Annotated in this window: 12 protein-coding genes and 1 pseudogene; 3 read left to right on the top strand and 10 right to left on the bottom strand. The window is 38.1% G+C overall.

The window, feature by feature from the left end:
* Positions 1-2: 2 nt before the first annotated feature.
* The 4 genes and pseudogenes from AsFPU1_RS06380 to AsFPU1_RS06365 all read right to left on the bottom strand — a co-directional run.
* Complete coding sequence (locus tag AsFPU1_RS06380; protein WP_124976987.1) at positions 3-1676, bottom strand: CARDB domain-containing protein; 1674 nt, start codon at positions 1674-1676, stop codon at positions 3-5.
* A gap of 213 nt (positions 1677-1889) precedes the next feature.
* Positions 1890-3548, bottom strand: coding sequence for a DNA mismatch repair endonuclease MutL (mutL, locus tag AsFPU1_RS06375; RefSeq protein ID WP_124976989.1), 1659 nt, complete (start codon positions 3546-3548; stop codon positions 1890-1892).
* Positions 3549-3634: 86 nt separating this feature from the next.
* Entirely contained in the window at positions 3635-4771 is a 1137-nt protein-coding gene (locus tag AsFPU1_RS06370) for a SpoIID/LytB domain-containing protein (RefSeq protein ID WP_124976991.1), read from the bottom strand.
* Between the two features lie 78 nt (positions 4772-4849).
* Positions 4850-5104, bottom strand: a pseudogene (locus AsFPU1_RS06365) (SAM-dependent methyltransferase); the annotation flags it as partial.
* A gap of 116 nt (positions 5105-5220) precedes the next feature.
* Here AsFPU1_RS06365 and AsFPU1_RS06360 point away from each other — a divergent pair.
* The gene (locus AsFPU1_RS06360; RefSeq protein WP_124976993.1) at positions 5221-5505 is read left to right on the top strand and encodes a DUF427 domain-containing protein; all 285 of its coding nucleotides are present in this window, start codon (positions 5221-5223) and stop codon (positions 5503-5505) included.
* A gap of 81 nt (positions 5506-5586) precedes the next feature.
* Here AsFPU1_RS06360 and AsFPU1_RS06355 read toward each other — a convergent pair whose 3' ends face one another.
* The 4 genes from AsFPU1_RS06355 to AsFPU1_RS06340 form a co-directional block, all read right to left on the bottom strand.
* On the bottom strand, positions 5587-5910 hold the full coding sequence (locus AsFPU1_RS06355) for a c-type cytochrome (protein ID WP_124976995.1): 324 nt from the start codon (positions 5908-5910) through the stop codon (positions 5587-5589).
* A 95-nt stretch (positions 5911-6005) separates the two neighbouring features.
* Positions 6006-6461, bottom strand: coding sequence for a DUF2141 domain-containing protein (locus AsFPU1_RS06350; RefSeq protein ID WP_124976997.1), 456 nt, complete (start codon positions 6459-6461; stop codon positions 6006-6008).
* A 162-nt stretch (positions 6462-6623) separates the two neighbouring features.
* A complete protein-coding gene (locus tag AsFPU1_RS06345) occupies positions 6624-8237 on the bottom strand; it encodes a 2-isopropylmalate synthase (RefSeq protein WP_124976999.1) in 1614 nt (537 codons plus the stop codon).
* A gap of 239 nt (positions 8238-8476) precedes the next feature.
* Positions 8477-10507: a M48 family metallopeptidase gene (locus tag AsFPU1_RS06340; RefSeq protein WP_227873603.1), complete on the bottom strand. Its 2031-nt coding sequence runs from the start codon at positions 10505-10507 to the stop codon at positions 8477-8479.
* Between the two features lie 195 nt (positions 10508-10702).
* Here AsFPU1_RS06340 and sppA point away from each other — a divergent pair, with 195 nt between their 5' ends.
* Together sppA and recF are read left to right on the top strand one after the other, a co-directional pair.
* Complete coding sequence (gene sppA, locus AsFPU1_RS06335) at positions 10703-12490, top strand: signal peptide peptidase SppA (protein ID WP_125061067.1); 1788 nt, start codon at positions 10703-10705, stop codon at positions 12488-12490.
* An 11-nt stretch (positions 12491-12501) separates the two neighbouring features.
* Positions 12502-13644, top strand: coding sequence for a DNA replication/repair protein RecF (gene recF, locus AsFPU1_RS06330; RefSeq protein ID WP_125061066.1), 1143 nt, complete (start codon positions 12502-12504; stop codon positions 13642-13644).
* 577 nt (positions 13645-14221) lie between these two features.
* Here recF and AsFPU1_RS06325 read toward each other — a convergent pair.
* Both AsFPU1_RS06325 and AsFPU1_RS06320 read right to left on the bottom strand, forming a co-directional pair.
* On the bottom strand, positions 14222-15415 hold the full coding sequence (locus tag AsFPU1_RS06325; RefSeq protein WP_124973990.1) for a TRC40/GET3/ArsA family transport-energizing ATPase: 1194 nt from the start codon (positions 15413-15415) through the stop codon (positions 14222-14224).
* 22 nt (positions 15416-15437) lie between these two features.
* Positions 15438-15830, bottom strand: coding sequence for a C6orf136 family protein (locus AsFPU1_RS06320; RefSeq protein WP_124973988.1), 393 nt, complete (start codon positions 15828-15830; stop codon positions 15438-15440).
* Positions 15831-15941: the final 111 nt, after the last annotated feature.

The raw sequence follows: 15941 nt of genomic DNA, 5'->3' as shown, positions 1-15941 counted from the left end.
GTCTAGACAACAACAGTATGATCAGTTATAGCTTGAAAGAAGTTGGTCGCAACATATTCTCCAATATTATATCCTGTGGGAACCGCATCAGTAACTGAAGCCTCACGGACGTGAACACCGCCATAAACACGGCTAACCGCATCTTCAACCCCAGCTTCATAGAAACTGTTAAAGCTACGAACGACTCCTGGTAATTCTTGGGAAACTGCATCAAAAGCGTAGTTATCTCCGACGAGATTAGTTAAAACTCCAGCAAATGCACCGCCAAAGGTGGAGTGACCTGAAATATAATCAGGGAAGGGAGGAGTCGAACCGAGTAAAGGTTTCCAGTTGGGATCATGGATAGTAGAAGCAATGCCATCATTAAGGGCGATTCCGCCAGCAATTACATCATCGGGACGGGGCTGAGTATAATCATATTTAGCATCCCAAGCAACGATGGCCGCATCAGCTAAAGCAACGTTTAAAGCCGCAAATAAACGAGCATTTTCAGCTAGAGAGTTACCTTCGCGTACTGCCACCTCTTGAGCAATTTGACTTAATTGTCCATAGGGACGGAAGGTATCAGGCCGATCATAAGCCCAGAAAACCGCTAGTTCCGTTTGGTCAGGAGTCCGGGTTAGAGTAGTAACATCCGTATTTGCCAGTCCACCCACTTGACGCACTTCCTCAATTTCTGTTGCATACAGGTTAGGATTATTAGTGGGAGTTCCATCGAGTCCATCGGGAGCAAAGGAATTAGTGGGGTCGTTGGCATTAAAAGGAATAGCCCAAGGAATTACTTGTCCCCATTTAGGGCCAAGAGCAGCGAAATTAGGGGCATCGGGTTTCCAGACATAATCTCCTGTTGGAGGTACATAAGGGTCGGTATTATTAGCCCCATCATTAGCCCGTGAAGCTATGATTTGATCAGCTATCGATTGACCAAAGGCATATCCTATGGTTTCAGCAATAGGACGATCTTTGATCTCCTTTAAAGATGCGTCTCTTTGTTCATCGATTAACTTTAAGGCTGCTGGCCCTAACTGAGTGGAGAGAACGCGGTAAGCAGCACCAACCACAGCCGCTTCTAAGCATGCGCCTACAGGTGCGACAGTATCTACCTTATAGTGTTGAAAAGTATTCTCAAAGGCTTGTACTGTGTCATGAATGGCGGTGGAAAAGGTTGCTAATAAACGAGATCCCACCGTAGGAGCAACCCCTCTTCCTGCTTTTCCTTCAGCTTGAATGGCATTAAGAGCAACTGCTTGCCAATCTAGTACAACATCAGTATTAGGAGCAGATACCAATTTGCTCGCTATGTTATTGTCTTCATTGCTTTCTATAATTTGGTTTTCTGTGTCAACTTTAGCAATGATATGATACGAACCTGGTGCGATCGCGGAGGTATTATTTGCGTAATCTATAGTAAGATTTGTTGATTTACCTTTTGCTAAATTCAGGTTTTCAACTGTGGTGCTAAGCAACACATCATTCTTGCCAAGTTCTCCATCAGTTGAGGCATAAAGTTTAATGGTAACGGGGCCTGTCGCGGTGGCTTTACCATCATTCTTAATGACGATTTCTGCCTGGCCCAGAGCGCCGAAATCAACACTATCAGGTAAATCTACTTGTTTGAATTTAACAGACAAGTCAGGTGTCTGTGCTGGTCTAGTTGGTTTATCTGGTTTATTCAAGGTTTTAACTCCTTTAAAATAGATGAATGTTCTCCTGCGTTAAGTCTTCAAGGGGAATACAATTAATTCCAGATTTTTTTACCTTAAATATGGAAACAATCTCAAACCCTTATTATTCCGTTACGGTGCGTAACTCCTACAACAAATAAACGCGCAAAGCGCAATCTTATGGTAAAATAAGGCCATAAGAGTAATGCTAGAGTTTTTATTCCCTTAAATTCCATGACTTTTACCAATGACCCGATGACGACGAAAAAAAAGGGCTAGAGATGATTCTTCTAACGATAAATATATTGGTCTACCATGAGGACAAGTATGAGGATTACGGGTATTTTTCCACTTATTTACAAGGTCTTGCATAGCTGATAAATTCATCTCAGTTCCATTGCGAATAGCACTTCGACAAGCAAGAGCAACTTGTGCAGTTTGTAAGTCGCCTCCTAAACTTAATTCTAATAAAGCGGCTTGACAATCTTCTCTTTTTGCTAATAATTTAGGTACGGTACGAATCGCCCAGTTTTGTTCTCCAAATCGATCAATTTCTAAGCCAATTTTCTCTAATTGTTCCACTTGTTCACTTGATAATTTAGTTAAAATAATTGGAGTTTTTATTTGTTCTAATTCCCACTTATCTTGTAAATTTTCATATAAAACTCTTTCGTGAGCAATATGTTGTTCTATTAACCATAATCCATTAGAATGTTCTGCTACAATATAAGTATGATTAACTTGACCGACTGCTTTTAATTCAATTAATCCACTTTCATCAGAAACTTGAGAATTAACTTGATAATTTCCTTTGGCTTCTGAAACTTTTAATAATTTGCTAACCCTTTCATTCTGAGCCATTACCGAAAGATTATGAGGAGATAAAATCAAACCTTTTTCAATAATCTGAGAAATTTTATCTTGCCAAAGATCCAAAGAATTAAGATAAATTTCTACTTTAGCAGGATGACGATTCCAATCAATTTGACTCGGACATATTTGTAGATGAATAAAACAAACGGGAAACCTATCTTTAGGCAAAGTTCGACTAAAAGCAGTTAAAATAGTTTGTTCTAAAACAAGCGATCGCACGATGCGTCCATTAATTCCTACTTTAACCCAATCAGCTTTTCCTCGATGACAACGATCTGGTAATCCTAATAATAACTCAATCTTAGAGTTAGGGAAATTTTCTACTTCTTGTTCAACAAATTGTAGATCATTAAAATGAATCCTTTTCAAGAGTTGGGGTAAAATATGTTGAGCAGTTTTTCCCGGACTAAGATTAAGCCATATTCGCTCATTTTGTAGCACTTTGCAAGTAATATTAGGATGACACAAAGCCATATTTTCAATAATCGTTTGTACCCCTTTGAGTTGGCTCGAAATATTAGGTAAACCTTGACGACGTACAGGCATTTTACCAAAAAGATTATCTACCGTAATAATACTTCCTGGTGCAATAGAAATCGGTTTCTGTGATTGAGGTTCCCCTTGAGCATTATAATGAAGAAACCATCCCATATTATTGTCTTCAGTTGCACAGCGACTGCTAATGCTTAAGTCAGCAACTTGAGTTAAACTATGTAAAGCTTCCCCTCGGAATCCCAAACTGGTAATTTTTCCGAGATCATCTAAATGCTTAATTTTGCTGGTAGTATGGGGTTTAGCACAGTTGCGTAAGTCAGATAAAGCCATTCCTTGACCATTATCCGTGACTGTAACGCGCCAGATCTCAGGAAATAAAGCAATTGTAATGCGAGTAGCTTGAGCATCTAGGGCATTTTCTATTAATTCTCGTACAACTGCTGCTAAAGAGTCAATGACTTCTCCAGCAGCAATGAGGTTAACCACCTCTGGGGGTAAGGTTTTGATTAGAGACATTTTTGAATGTAGGGGCGGGTTTATCTAGCATACTTGTATAATAGGGAAATTTGGTGCCAAACCCGCCCCTACGGAAGTTCAAATGATTAATTTAAAATCAATCTAGCGAGTCCTACCCCTGGATAATAGTGATCGAGAATTTGTTGATAATCATAGCCTTGTTTGGCTAATTCATAAGCTCCCGTTTGACTCATACCTCTGCCCCCATGTGCGCTGGCCACAATGTCATCCGTCGAAGCATAAAGGGATTCTACCACACCACCGCCATGACTGAGGATTTGTCCAGCCGTTTCACCAACAGCATGATGACCCGTATTATATTCGCTTTTTAATCCTTTATACACTTGCCAACGTTGGGTATTCCCTAAATCATACCAAGAACTTGCAGGTCGGATCATGTGAACCAATGCATAAGAACGAGCCGCGATCGCCTGAGCTTTGAGAGCTTCAGTGGGTGCATTAGCGTGCATCTCACTACCCACCACACTATACAAATAATGTTCTAAATCTACATAATTAACCGCTAATAGGCTATTACCCTGAGAAACCAATAAAATCTTCCCTCGATACCAGCGATCGCCAACATAGACTAAACTGCCTTGAGTCGGTTGTATCCAGACAACTCCAGGTAAAGAGGCATTTTCTAAAGAAAGGGATGTACCGTTAGGTTGTACTGATAACCCTTGATTTCCTGAAAGCACCTGTAACTGTTTCCCATTTCTATCGGTAATGATCGCTTGTCCAGAAGTACCAATAGTGGTTACTGCTTCATCTCGTAAAATAGCGACCCGAATTTCTAAGGGAGGGGGTTGATAATTAGGAGGGGCGGGTGAAATAGACTTCTGTAGGGGTTTAGGTCGGCTAGGAGCTACAGTAGAGGGTTTTGATGAAGTTTTTGCGGTGAAAGGGGCTTTCTTGGGTTTATCCGCCGTTTTTTGGGGAGCTAAGTCCTCATGATTTTGAAGTTTAGATGGTTGAGGATCTTGAAGTTTAGGACGAGGTTTTTGTAATAGGGTAGAGGAAACATTAAGGGGAACAGGAGGAACAGAAGTCGAAGGAAGTTGACTTAAGGGAGGCAATGGAGGAGCTTTTGACCCTTGGTCTCCCGATGAGTCCCAAAATTGTCCATAGGTCAAAATAAATGGTAAGACGCTAACAGAAACAAGGGGAAAACACCAAATTCCTAAGCGGTTAAAGAGTGGCCCCAGGGAAAGCTTTTTCATTGGTCAACAACTTAAGCAAATAAGCAAGATCGAGTCTAGCATTTTATCGCTTCGCTCGCAGTCAGAAGTGGTAGGGGCGGGTTTTTTGGCTAACTCTTCTTGATTCATCCCATGGCCTTCCACATGAGCAAATTTTACCTCATCAGGAAGATGAGATACCCAACTACTCATTAAGTCTAATATACGGGTGTTTTTTTGTAGACGTTCTCGATAAAGATTAGTTAATTGTTCAATAAATCCTTCATCAACATGAGTGACAAAACGAGGAAAAGCATAAAAATCTTGATCATTGCTGGGATCTAGTTTTTCCCGTTGTTCAGGCCGCAATAACATAGATTTAACACCTTATTTTTAATTCACTTTTCACATTTTACAATTTGTTACACAAAATAGCTTAGAATTGTGAGAAGAAATTAATATTGTTAAGTTTTTTTAGGTAAAATGCGATTATGGCAAAAGCAATTTGGAACGGGACTGTTTTAGCCCAAAGCGACAATACTGTAATTGTGGAAAGAAATCACTATTTTCCGGCAGATTCCATTAACAAAGAGTATTTCCAAGAAAGTGATACTCACACTACTTGTTCTTGGAAAGGTGTAGCTAGTTACTACAGCATTGAGGTTGATGGACAAGTGAATAAAGATGCTGCTTGGTACTATCCGACTGCTAAGGAAAAAGCCAAAGAAATTGAAGGTTATGTGGCTTTTTGGCGTGGTGTAAAAGTTGAAGATTAATTACAAATAAATAAGCCCGCGAAGGCGGGCTTTGTTTTGGTAGCTGCATCTTTCAAGATGTCAGCATTTGGTGAACCTAGATTATTTAGCCCAGCTTTTATCAGCTTGAGCTAAAACATAAGCCGCTACTTCTTCAATTTGTTCTGGTTTTAAGAGTTTGCCAAAAGCTGGCATTGCTCCTTTGCCATTGGTTACTTGACCGATAATAGCCTTAAGATCATAACCATACTTGTCTAAATCGGCTTTTGAGAGGGTTTTAGCGGGATTAACTAAATTTTTCCCTCCCAAATGACATTGGGCGCATTTAGCACTAAAAATGGTTCCTCCATCAGCTAAAGCCGGAGGAGTAAAGCTGATACAAAAGAAAGCAACAACGAGTAAAATCGCGGATAATAGTCTTTTCATAGTGTTCTCCTGTTGAGGGAATTCTCAATCCATCCTTTATCTTCCCTATAACCTCTGATCTCGTCAAAAGACAGCTTGTCAAACTTCTTTTGAGATTAAATTACAGACTGTAATTGAATTTGAATATTAGTATTAGGGCCAATCACTACTACCGCAGATTCTTGAAATTTAGGGGGGCCGCCACGAATAACGGGGTTACTGGAGAAGCCAAATTTTTCGGTAGGAATTCCTAAAAAATTGCGATTAAGTTGACGATCACCGTTATCATCCCAAAAAACGGCGACGGCATAGGTTTTCGGCGGCAAGTTAGTAAAGGTGAAGCGCAAGGGACTATCTGTGATTTTTATACATTGACCTTGGACGGCATTTTCCCTTTTATCAGGAAACCCCCGACCACTGGCAAATAAATTTAAACACACTTGTCCGTTACGATTGGCTAAACCAACAATTTCAACGGTTAGATTACCATTAGAATTGGCATTGAGAGGTAGAGAAAAACTTAATGTTCCTACCAGGGATAACCAAAATGCGCTTTTTAAGTCAGACTTCATCAGATTTATTGAAACACTATTAAGAGTTCGAGTAAAAAAGTAACAAAACTTAATTTTAACTTAAGATTGACCAAAAAAGTAGGGGTCAACGGCCGTTGACCCCTACCAATAGTTGACCCCTACAAATAGTTGACCCCCTGCAAATTATCAGAGGGCTAAATGTTAGCCTTGAGAGGTCAAAACCACTTCAGGAAGATAGGTACTTGCTCGTTCTTGAATCGATCCATAAAGACGATTTAACGCGCTAATATAAGCACAGGCCGATGCGACAATAATATCCGTATTAGCCGCATATCCCCAATAAATCCTGTCTTCATGACGCAAGCGAATGGTTACTTCTCCCATCGCATCAATACCAGCAGTTACCGCATTAACCGAAAATTCAATTAACTCATTAGGAACATTCACCACCCGATTGATCGCCTTATATACAGCATCAACGGGCCCTGTACCAATAGCCGCATCGGTTAATTCTTGCCCGTCGGGAGTCCGTAGGGTAACAGTCGCAGTGGGACGAGCATGATCACCACAAGACACCTGAACTAATTCTAAACGGAACAATTCTGGTGCTTTTTGAATCTCATCGTTAACAATCGCTTCTAAGTCCCAGTCAGTGATGTCTTTCTTTTTGTCAGCAACGTCTTTAAACCGCAAAAAAGCGTTATTTAAGTCCGTATCTGACAATTCAAAGCCTAATTCTTTTAATCGACTACGAAAAGCATTGCGGCCCGACAATTTACCCAAGACAATGAGATTATTGTTTAAGCCGATGGACTCTGCATCCATAATCTCATAGGTTAACTTATTTTTCAGTACCCCATCTTGGTGTATTCCTGATTCATGAGCAAAGGCATTCGCCCCTACAATAGCCTTATTAGGTTGTACCATCATTCCTGTCAAATTAGACACCAGACGGGAGGTTTTGTAGATTTCCTTGGTGTTAATATTGGTCAGAGGTTCTGTTGACTCGGCAGGTCGTCCCAAGAAGGGGTTAAAATATTGACGACGCACATGAAGAGCCATCACTAATTCTTCTAGGGCAGCATTGCCGGCCCGTTCTCCGATACCATTAATGGTACATTCTAGTTGTCTGGCTCCATTTTTGACGGCTTCGAGGAAATTAGCCACAGCTAAGCCTAAATCATCGTGACCGTGAACTGAGATGATAGCTTGGTCAATATTGGGGACATTATCTTTAATTCCCTTAATTAAGGCTCCAAATTCTCCAGGGGTGGTATAACCAACTGTATCAGGTATATTAACAGTTGTTGCTCCAGCCGCGATCGCTTTTTCTAGGACTTGATACAAAAATTCGGGATCACTGCGGCCTGCATCTTCGGGGGAAAATTCTACATCTTCCACGAAAGATTTAGCATAAGCGACCATTTCTGGCACAATTTGTAAGACTTCTTGTCTGGTCTTTTTGAGTTTGTGTTGGAGGTGAATATCTGAGGTAGCTAAAAAGGTATGTATCCGGGATTTAAAGGCAGGTTTTAGGGCTTCTGCGGCAGCTTTGATGTCATTCCTTGTTGCTCTGGCCAAACCACAAATTCTGGGGCCTGTTTGGGTACCGATAGTAGTAGCAATTTTCTGAACAGCTTCAAAATCTCCAGGACTTGAATAAGGAAATCCTGCTTCTATGATATCAACTCCAAGTCGTGCGAGCGCGCGAGCAATGGTAAGTTTTTCTTCAACCGTTAGACTAGCTCCAGGGGACTGTTCCCCATCTCGTAGGGTAGTATCAAAGATGATAATGCGGTCTGGTTGATTGCTCATATGCACGACTCAATGCGATGTACATTTTTTTGTGATTATAGCACATTTTTTTTAATTTATGCTAAATCTAAGGTAAATACTGTTTTGTTTGTGTAGGTGCAAGGCATTAGAAACCTTGGTCATTCTAACAAAATTTTGATACTGTGCCTTGCCCATTCTACTTAAGTTTAGACCCTATTTATTGAACCTTTATTACCAACAGAAGAAGAAGAAGGTGGGTAATACCCACCCTACATTAATTAATTAGTTGCGGGTTTCACTTCAGTTTGAGGTGAAGTAGGTTTCTTTTTGTCTGTCTTACTTTCTGGATTTTTGCCTTCTTTTTCCGCTTTGTAAGCAGCTAACATTTCAGCAACTTTTTCCCGAATTTCTTGATGTCTTTCTACCCCTTCATAAGTGTAACGATTGAAATTATTTTTGACGATTATTTCCTCAAGATATTTAACGCGATCGCTAGTTTCTGGGTGAGTTGATAACCAAGCTGGAGGGTTATCTTTGTTTTCTTTTTCCATTGTCACCATCAAATTACGCACCCCATCAGACGCATATCCACTTGCAACCAATAACCTGGTACCAAATAAATCAGCCTGTTCTTCCATATCTCGACTATAATTAAGGGTGAGTAAATTCCCCGCTAATCCTCCTGCATAGGGGATAAATTCGGCAATTCCCTTAGTTAATCCCCCTTGAGTCATCTGTTGGAATCCATGAGATAAAACCGCGTGAGATAATTCGTGGGCCAATAATCCAGCTAATTCAGCTTCTGAATTTGTTTTAGCGATCGCTCCCGCATTAATAAATACTTTACCTCCAGGCAATGCAAAAGCATTTAGACTCTCATCTTTGACGATGAAGAATTCATATTTAAATTCATTTCTTCCGGCCACCGAGGCTAATTTTTGTCCAATTTCATTGACATATGCAACCACTTCTGGATCATCAACAATGGTTAATTTTTCTTTTAATTCATTACTAAAATTGTTGCCCATAGCTGATTCTCCTTGCATGAGTAAAAAAGCAGTTTGCAGTGAAGAAAGAGGAGCTAAAACATTACCTGTTACTGCGGCCCCAACGCCACCTAAAACTACATTTCCTACCGTACTCCAAGCCATTTTGTTTTGCAAGTCACTTTGATAACGAGCTAAATCATCATCAGCGATTTTCTTAAATTCTGCTGCTCGGAAATGATCGGGGTTAAATAAGGCAAATTGACGAGCAGTTAAAGACGCTGTTAACCAATTTTCTGAATCTTGATCTGCCTTAATTTTAGCTTCGACTAAAGGAACTTCATTAGGGTACAAACCAAAAGCTTTATCTAATACGGTTAACGACTCTTGAGGTTGTTTATCTACTTTAAGAACTTCCGCATATTGAATATGTCCAGGAATAAATTCAGGATATTGTTCTGTTAATAGTTTTAAAGCAGTCAATCGTTTACTTTTATAAACCGCATTTTCTTGCAAACTTTCTTGATACAATCTCCAATAAACTCCTCCACCCGGTGCAAGTTCGGTAGGTTCATAAACTGGTTGGCCAATGGTTTCTCGATTAATTTGTGTTTCCGTTGTAAAGGGTTTTTTCACCTCTCGATACAACTTTTCTGCCATTGCAGTATCACCACAACGATGTAAATGATCAGCTTTAGCAAGGGTATAATATCGGGTAATTTCTTCAGGAGATTCTGATTTTTGTGGCTTTTGTGGCTTTTGTGCTACAGTTTGACTAACTTGCGTTTCAGGTTGAGAGGGAGAGGGTTCTTTTGCTGGGTGAGTGAATCGTGTTGGTGTAGCAACAGGTTGAGTTTTCTCTGCTACAAGTGTTACTGAAAGTTGAGAGGGTTTTTCTGTTTCACCAAGCTCAAAAGGTTGCTGACAACTATTAATAGCAGTAGGTTTATCCGTAGAAGTTGCCTGAGTTTCTGGTGTCTTTTTGTCTGGAGAAATTGTCTGAGAATTGGAAGATTGTGATCCTTGGACATCAGTCTTTATAGGTTTTTCAGCTATCCATCCTGTGTCCAAATCTTCGGGTATAGTAAACAATTTAGAATTGATATCTGTGAGATTTGAGGAGGTATTATCTAACTTTCCAACTTGATGTTCCAATTTTTCCCAAGAAGGGGATGTATCTTGAGCTATAACCATTGTAGCTGGAAAGAGCATACCTAAGACAATCAGAGATATATGCCAATTAATTTTCATAAGATAACCTTTTTGATAGGTGTGAGCATGAGAGAAGTTTTTATCGTATCCTGTACCTATATTAGTTAACACTCTTGAAAATGAATCACAAATAATCCCAAAGAAATATTAAAGATTAACCCCTAGTTCAAAATTAGGTTTTACCCTCCAAATTTTAGCTTTTCTTTATTATTATAATGGGGTTTCAAGAAAACGATCACTACTTTCAACTCTTTAACTGTGGGATTAGAGTTAAGATAAAAGAATCTCTCTATTGTTAAGTCAAATATGAATTTTTTTAAACAAACCTTGGCCAGTTTAATTGGAACCTTAACGGGTTTATTTTTGTTTGTTACACTAGGAGCTAGTGGACTGGTCATTATGTTAATGGCTTTCACGTCTGTTGATCGCAGTCCCACCGTTAAAGACAAATCTATTCTTGTTTTTGACTTATCAATTCAAATTCAGGATACAGAACCTCCTATAACTTTAAGAGACATTTTATCAGATGAAGATAAATCTATTATTTCTCTGCGAAATGTTATACAAAATATTGAAAAAGCAAGTCAAGATGATCGTATTGTTGGCATATTTATTGATGGAAGTGAAGGCAGTGGAGTCAATGGTTATGCTACCTTAACAGAAATTAGAGAAGCTTTAACAAAATTCAAAAAAACCGGTAAAAAAATTATTGCTTATGATGAGTCTTTCAGTGAACCAGAATATTATCTCAATTCTGTTGCAGATACGTTAATTCTTAATCCCATGGGTTCCATAGAAATGAATGGGTTGGGAACACAACCTTTATTTTGGACAAAGGCCTTAGAAAAGTATGGTATTGGGGTACAAGTCGTCAGAGTTGGTAATTATAAATCAGCAGTTGAACCCTTTATTAGAGAAAATCTAAGCACTGAAAATCGTGAACAATTACAAGTTTTATTTGATAATATTTGGGGAAATTTTTTAACCACAGTGGGAAAAAGTCGTCAATTATCCCCTCAAAATTTACAAGAAATTGCTGATAATAAAGGATTTTTAAACGCCCAAGAAGCACAAAAAATGAAATTAATAGATGAGGTAGCTTATCGAGATCAAGTCCTAACTAAATTAAAAAATTTAACAGATAGTAAAGAAGACTCTTTTTCTCAAATTTCTTTAGCTAATTATTCAGATGTTTCTGTATTAGCTGTTCCGAAAAAATCCTCTAATAATAAAATTGCTGTTGTTTATTTAGACGGAACCATTGTTGATGGCCAAGGAACCAGAGAAGAAGTGGGAGCAAGTCGTTTTACTAGACTTTTACGAAGAATTCGACAAGATGAAAAGGTTAAAGCAGTGGTTATTCGTATTAATAGTCCTGGGGGAAGTGCCACAGCATCTGATATTATTTTACGGGAAATTCAACTAATTCGTGATCAAAAACCTGTGATAATTTCTATGGGTAATGTTGCCGCTTCTGGGGGATATTGGATAGCAACAGGAGGACAACATATTTTTGCTGAATCTAATACCATAACCGGATCAATTGGAGTATTTGGAATGTTATTTAATATCCAAGAAATTGCTAATAATAATGGCATTACTTGGGATTCAGTGAAAACGGCCAAACTAGCTGATTTAGGAACAGCAACCCGTCCTAAAACGGCACAAGAATTAGCAATTTATCAAACTTATGTTAATCAAATTTATGACCTATTTTTAAGCAAGGTTTCTCAATCTCGTCATTTACCCAAAGCTAAAGTAGCAGCTATTGCTCAAGGTAGGGTTTGGTCAGGAGAAGATGCCAAAAATATTGGCTTAGTTGATACTATTGGGGGGTTAAATGAAGCAATTAAATATACATCTGCTCAAACTAATTTAGGCAACAATTGGGAACTTCAACAGTATCCAACTCCACAGGGATTAACTCAATTATTATTCAGAAAATCCCTTGATGATGAAGTTAATAATTCGGTTACAATTGATCCATTAACTCAAGAATTTATCAAGATTAAAACTCAATTATCTGAATTAACTACTTTCAATGATCCTAAAGGTATTTATTCCCGTCTTCCTTTTAATTTTACCTTCAAATAGAATAATTAACAATGTATCTCAAAAATATTCATCTATATGCTTTTCGTAATTATCGAGAACAATGGGTTGAATTTTCAACCAAAAAAACAATTTTATTGGGGAATAATGCTCAAGGCAAATCAAATTTACTTGAAGCTATAGAATTATTAGCAACTCTCAAAAGTCATCGCACTAATCGCGATCATGATCTCATTTTAGAAGGGTCAACAACGGGACAAATTATAGCAACCATTGAACGGACTTATGGTAAGTCTGATTTAGGGATTACTTTACGTTCTCCTGGACGACGTAGTTTAATGTTAAATCATGAAAATTTGCGTCGTCATTTAGACTTTTTAGGCCACTTAAATGCAGTAGAATTTTCTTGTTTAGATTTAGATTTAGTGCGGGGTTCTCCTGATATTCGTCGTAATTGGTTGGATACTCTTTTAGTTCAATTAGAACCAGTTTATGCTCATATTTTGCACGAATATTATCAGGTTTTACGTCAACGTAATGCTTTATTAAAAGCTATGGGGAAAAACAATCATGTCCCAGAGAAAACTCCTAATTTATCTCCTGAAATATCTCAATTAAAGTTATGGGATAAACAATTAGCAGAAACTGGTTCACGGGTCATAAGAAGACGGAATAGAGTTATTGAAAGATTAACTCCTTTAGCACAAAATTGGCATACAAATATTAGTGGAGGTACGGAAATTATAGAGATTAACTATTTACCTAATGTTATTGTCAATAGTGATGAAATAATAGAGGTTCAACAAGCATTTCTAGAAAAGATTGAACAACGTCGCATAGTTGAACAACAATTAGGTACTACGGTTGTAGGGCCTCATCGGGATGATGTAGAGTTTAATATTAATAAGACTCCTGCTAAATCTTATGGTTCTCAAGGACAACAAAGAACTTTAGTCTTGGCGTTAAAATTGGCAGAATTACAGTTAATTGAAGATGTGATCGGAGAACCTCCTTTATTATTATTAGATGATGTTTTGGCAGAACTTGACCCTAATCGACAAAATCAATTATTAGAGGTTATTAAAGGACGATTTCAGACTTTAATTACAACAACTTATTTACATTCTTTTGATTCTCAATGGTTAGATGCTGCTCAAATTATGAAGGTCGAAAATGGGAAAATTTATTCTTTTTAAATTATTTTGTCTGTAGGGGCATGGCATCATTAATTTAATGATGAAACCAAAATAATTATATTGCCATGCCCAAACCCATTATTAATAATTAAATTGGTTTATTGTATCGATAATTAAAGTAAGGCATGGTACAGAGAATTTAATTAGGGCATGGCAATTTATAAATTTTCCATGGGGTCAATAATTGGTTAACGCCATGCCCCTACGGTAATAATTGTCATCCCAAAAAACCCGTTTTTACCTAAGTCCTAAATTGATGAAAAACCCCTTGACAAATTTGACTTGACATGAGATTATATAGATAATGGAAAAGACTTGCACCTATAACCTCTTTTCTCACCATCAAAAATTCTGAAGTTGGTTATCTTAGTTTAATCTGTAGGGGCATGGCATCCTTAGATTAAAGATGAAACCGAAATAATTATATTGCCATGCCCAAACCCATTATTAATAATTAAATTGGTTTATTGTATCGATAATTAAAGTAAGGCATGGTACAGAGAATTTAATTAGGGCATGGCAATTTAGAAATTTTGTATGGGGTCAATAATTGGTTAACGCCATGCCCCTACATAAGTTAAACTTTAGTTTCAACGTTACTACTAAAGCGAATTTTTAGGTAATCTTCCTCCATTTTTGCCCCCGAAGGTTTCAAAGCAGCTAAAGCTTGAGGTAACACTAAATTACGACGATGATTACCAATTCTAATGTTTAATTCGTCTCCCGTTTTATTGAGTTGAACTTGTTCTTTAGGAATGCCTGGTAAATACAACTCTAAGCTATATTCATTCTCTTTCTGAACAATTCTAATGGTGTTTTCTTCATAATAAATTTTAGAAGGATCTTCATCTTTATAGAGAGTATCTTTCAGTCTTTCTAAAGCAGGCATACCACATAATTCTTCTGAAAATAATGGCACTTCTTTGACCGGTAAAGGATGGAAATCATCGTAAATTTCCTGTTTATAAATCTGTTGATTTTCTTTCCATTTTTTAAAGAAAGGATCAGTCACAGTATCAGGAATAATACGATTAGCGATTACTAAATCAGTAGAAACATTGTACAAACTTAAGTAAGCATGGGCCCGTAAAGATTCTTTAATCACCATTTTTTCAGGGTTAGTGACTAAACGGACGGAAGTTTGCTTATTATCAGTCAAAACCTTCTCTAATGCCTCAATTTGCTCGTAAAATTCATAGGGTGCGTCCATTACCTCCTTATCCGGTAAAGAAAATCCTGCGATCGGTCGGAAAAAGGGTTCTACCAAGGGACGCAACGCAACAGACATACCTTGTAACGGTTTGTAAAATCTTCTCATATACCAGCCCCCCACTTCAGGGAGACTCAGTAAACGTAAAGCGGTTCCCGTGGGTGCAGAATCGATAATTAAAACGTCGTATTCTCCCTCATCATAGTGGCGTTTCATGCGAACTAAGCCAAAAATCTCATCCATTCCTGGTAAAATGGCTAATTCTTCCGCTTGCACCCCGTCTAAACCTCTAGCTTGTAATACCTGGGTGATATAGCGTTTGACTGCCCCCCAATTTCCTTCTAATTCCATCAATGCGTCTAATTCTGCCCCCCAAAGGTTCGGACGCAGTAAACGGGCATCATGACCTAATTCTATATCAAAGCTATCGGCTAGGGAATGGGCCGGGTCGGTACTTAAGACTAGGGTTTTGTACCCTAATTCCGCACACCGCAGTCCAGTGGCCGCAGCAACAGAGGTTTTACCTACCCCTCCTTTACCAGTCATGAGGATTACACGCATGATTTTTTCAGAAAAATTTACATTACTTATCTTTATTATGAAGGATAAAATGTTGTTTCACCACGTCCCACTTAGAACAATTCCAGTAGTCAATATGGGAGATAATGAGGTTTTGGTCATTGATAGTAAGTTCGCTTCGTCCTGGGATAGAAATACGAGGTTTCCAGGGTAGGGGAGTTGTCCAATGGAGTGTCCATTCTGTATGAATTATGTTATCAGATTGATAGATATTATGTAATTCTAAGTCAATATTTTGGAACCAAGTAGACATAAATTGAATCATGGTTTGATAACGTTTAATTCCCGTAAATTCAGTCATGGGATCTTTAAAATAAACATTTTCTGCATAAATTAAGTAGGTTGGGTTTAAAGGGAATGTTTGATAGTCTTTTTTGATAATTTCTAGAAGATTCATGATTAAGATTTTTGTATTAGAATAAAATCAGGATACCATATTAGGTTTGGGCATGGCTGCCTTATTATTAAGTATAGTAGTAAATATTTTTCTCATACCATGCCCCTACAA

This window comes from Aphanothece sacrum FPU1, assembly GCF_003864295.1.
In the GTDB taxonomy this organism is placed as follows: Bacteria; Cyanobacteriota; Cyanobacteriia; order Cyanobacteriales; family Microcystaceae; genus Aphanothece_B; species Aphanothece_B sacrum.
This window is presented reverse-complemented; position numbering and strand designations above follow the sequence as displayed.

What these genes read in the sequence shown, in the direction of transcription:
- mutL (WP_124976989.1), bottom strand. Translation starts at nt 3,548, where the DNA reads ATGTCTCTAATCAAAACCTTACCCCCAGAGGTGGTTAACCTCATTGCT.
- AsFPU1_RS06370 (WP_124976991.1), bottom strand. Translation starts at nt 4,771, where the DNA reads ATGAAAAAGCTTTCCCTGGGGCCACTCTTTAACCGCTTAGGAATTTGG.
- AsFPU1_RS06360 (WP_124976993.1), top strand. Translation starts at nt 5,221, where the DNA reads ATGGCAAAAGCAATTTGGAACGGGACTGTTTTAGCCCAAAGCGACAAT.
- AsFPU1_RS06355 (WP_124976995.1), bottom strand. Translation starts at nt 5,910, where the DNA reads ATGAAAAGACTATTATCCGCGATTTTACTCGTTGTTGCTTTCTTTTGT.
- AsFPU1_RS06350 (WP_124976997.1), bottom strand. Translation starts at nt 6,461, where the DNA reads ATGAAGTCTGACTTAAAAAGCGCATTTTGGTTATCCCTGGTAGGAACA.
- AsFPU1_RS06345 (WP_124976999.1), bottom strand. Translation starts at nt 8,237, where the DNA reads ATGAGCAATCAACCAGACCGCATTATCATCTTTGATACTACCCTACGA.
- sppA (WP_125061067.1), top strand. Translation starts at nt 10,703, where the DNA reads ATGAATTTTTTTAAACAAACCTTGGCCAGTTTAATTGGAACCTTAACG.
- recF (WP_125061066.1), top strand. Translation starts at nt 12,502, where the DNA reads ATGTATCTCAAAAATATTCATCTATATGCTTTTCGTAATTATCGAGAA.
- AsFPU1_RS06325 (WP_124973990.1), bottom strand. Translation starts at nt 15,415, where the DNA reads ATGCGTGTAATCCTCATGACTGGTAAAGGAGGGGTAGGTAAAACCTCT.
- AsFPU1_RS06320 (WP_124973988.1), bottom strand. Translation starts at nt 15,830, where the DNA reads ATGAATCTTCTAGAAATTATCAAAAAAGACTATCAAACATTCCCTTTA.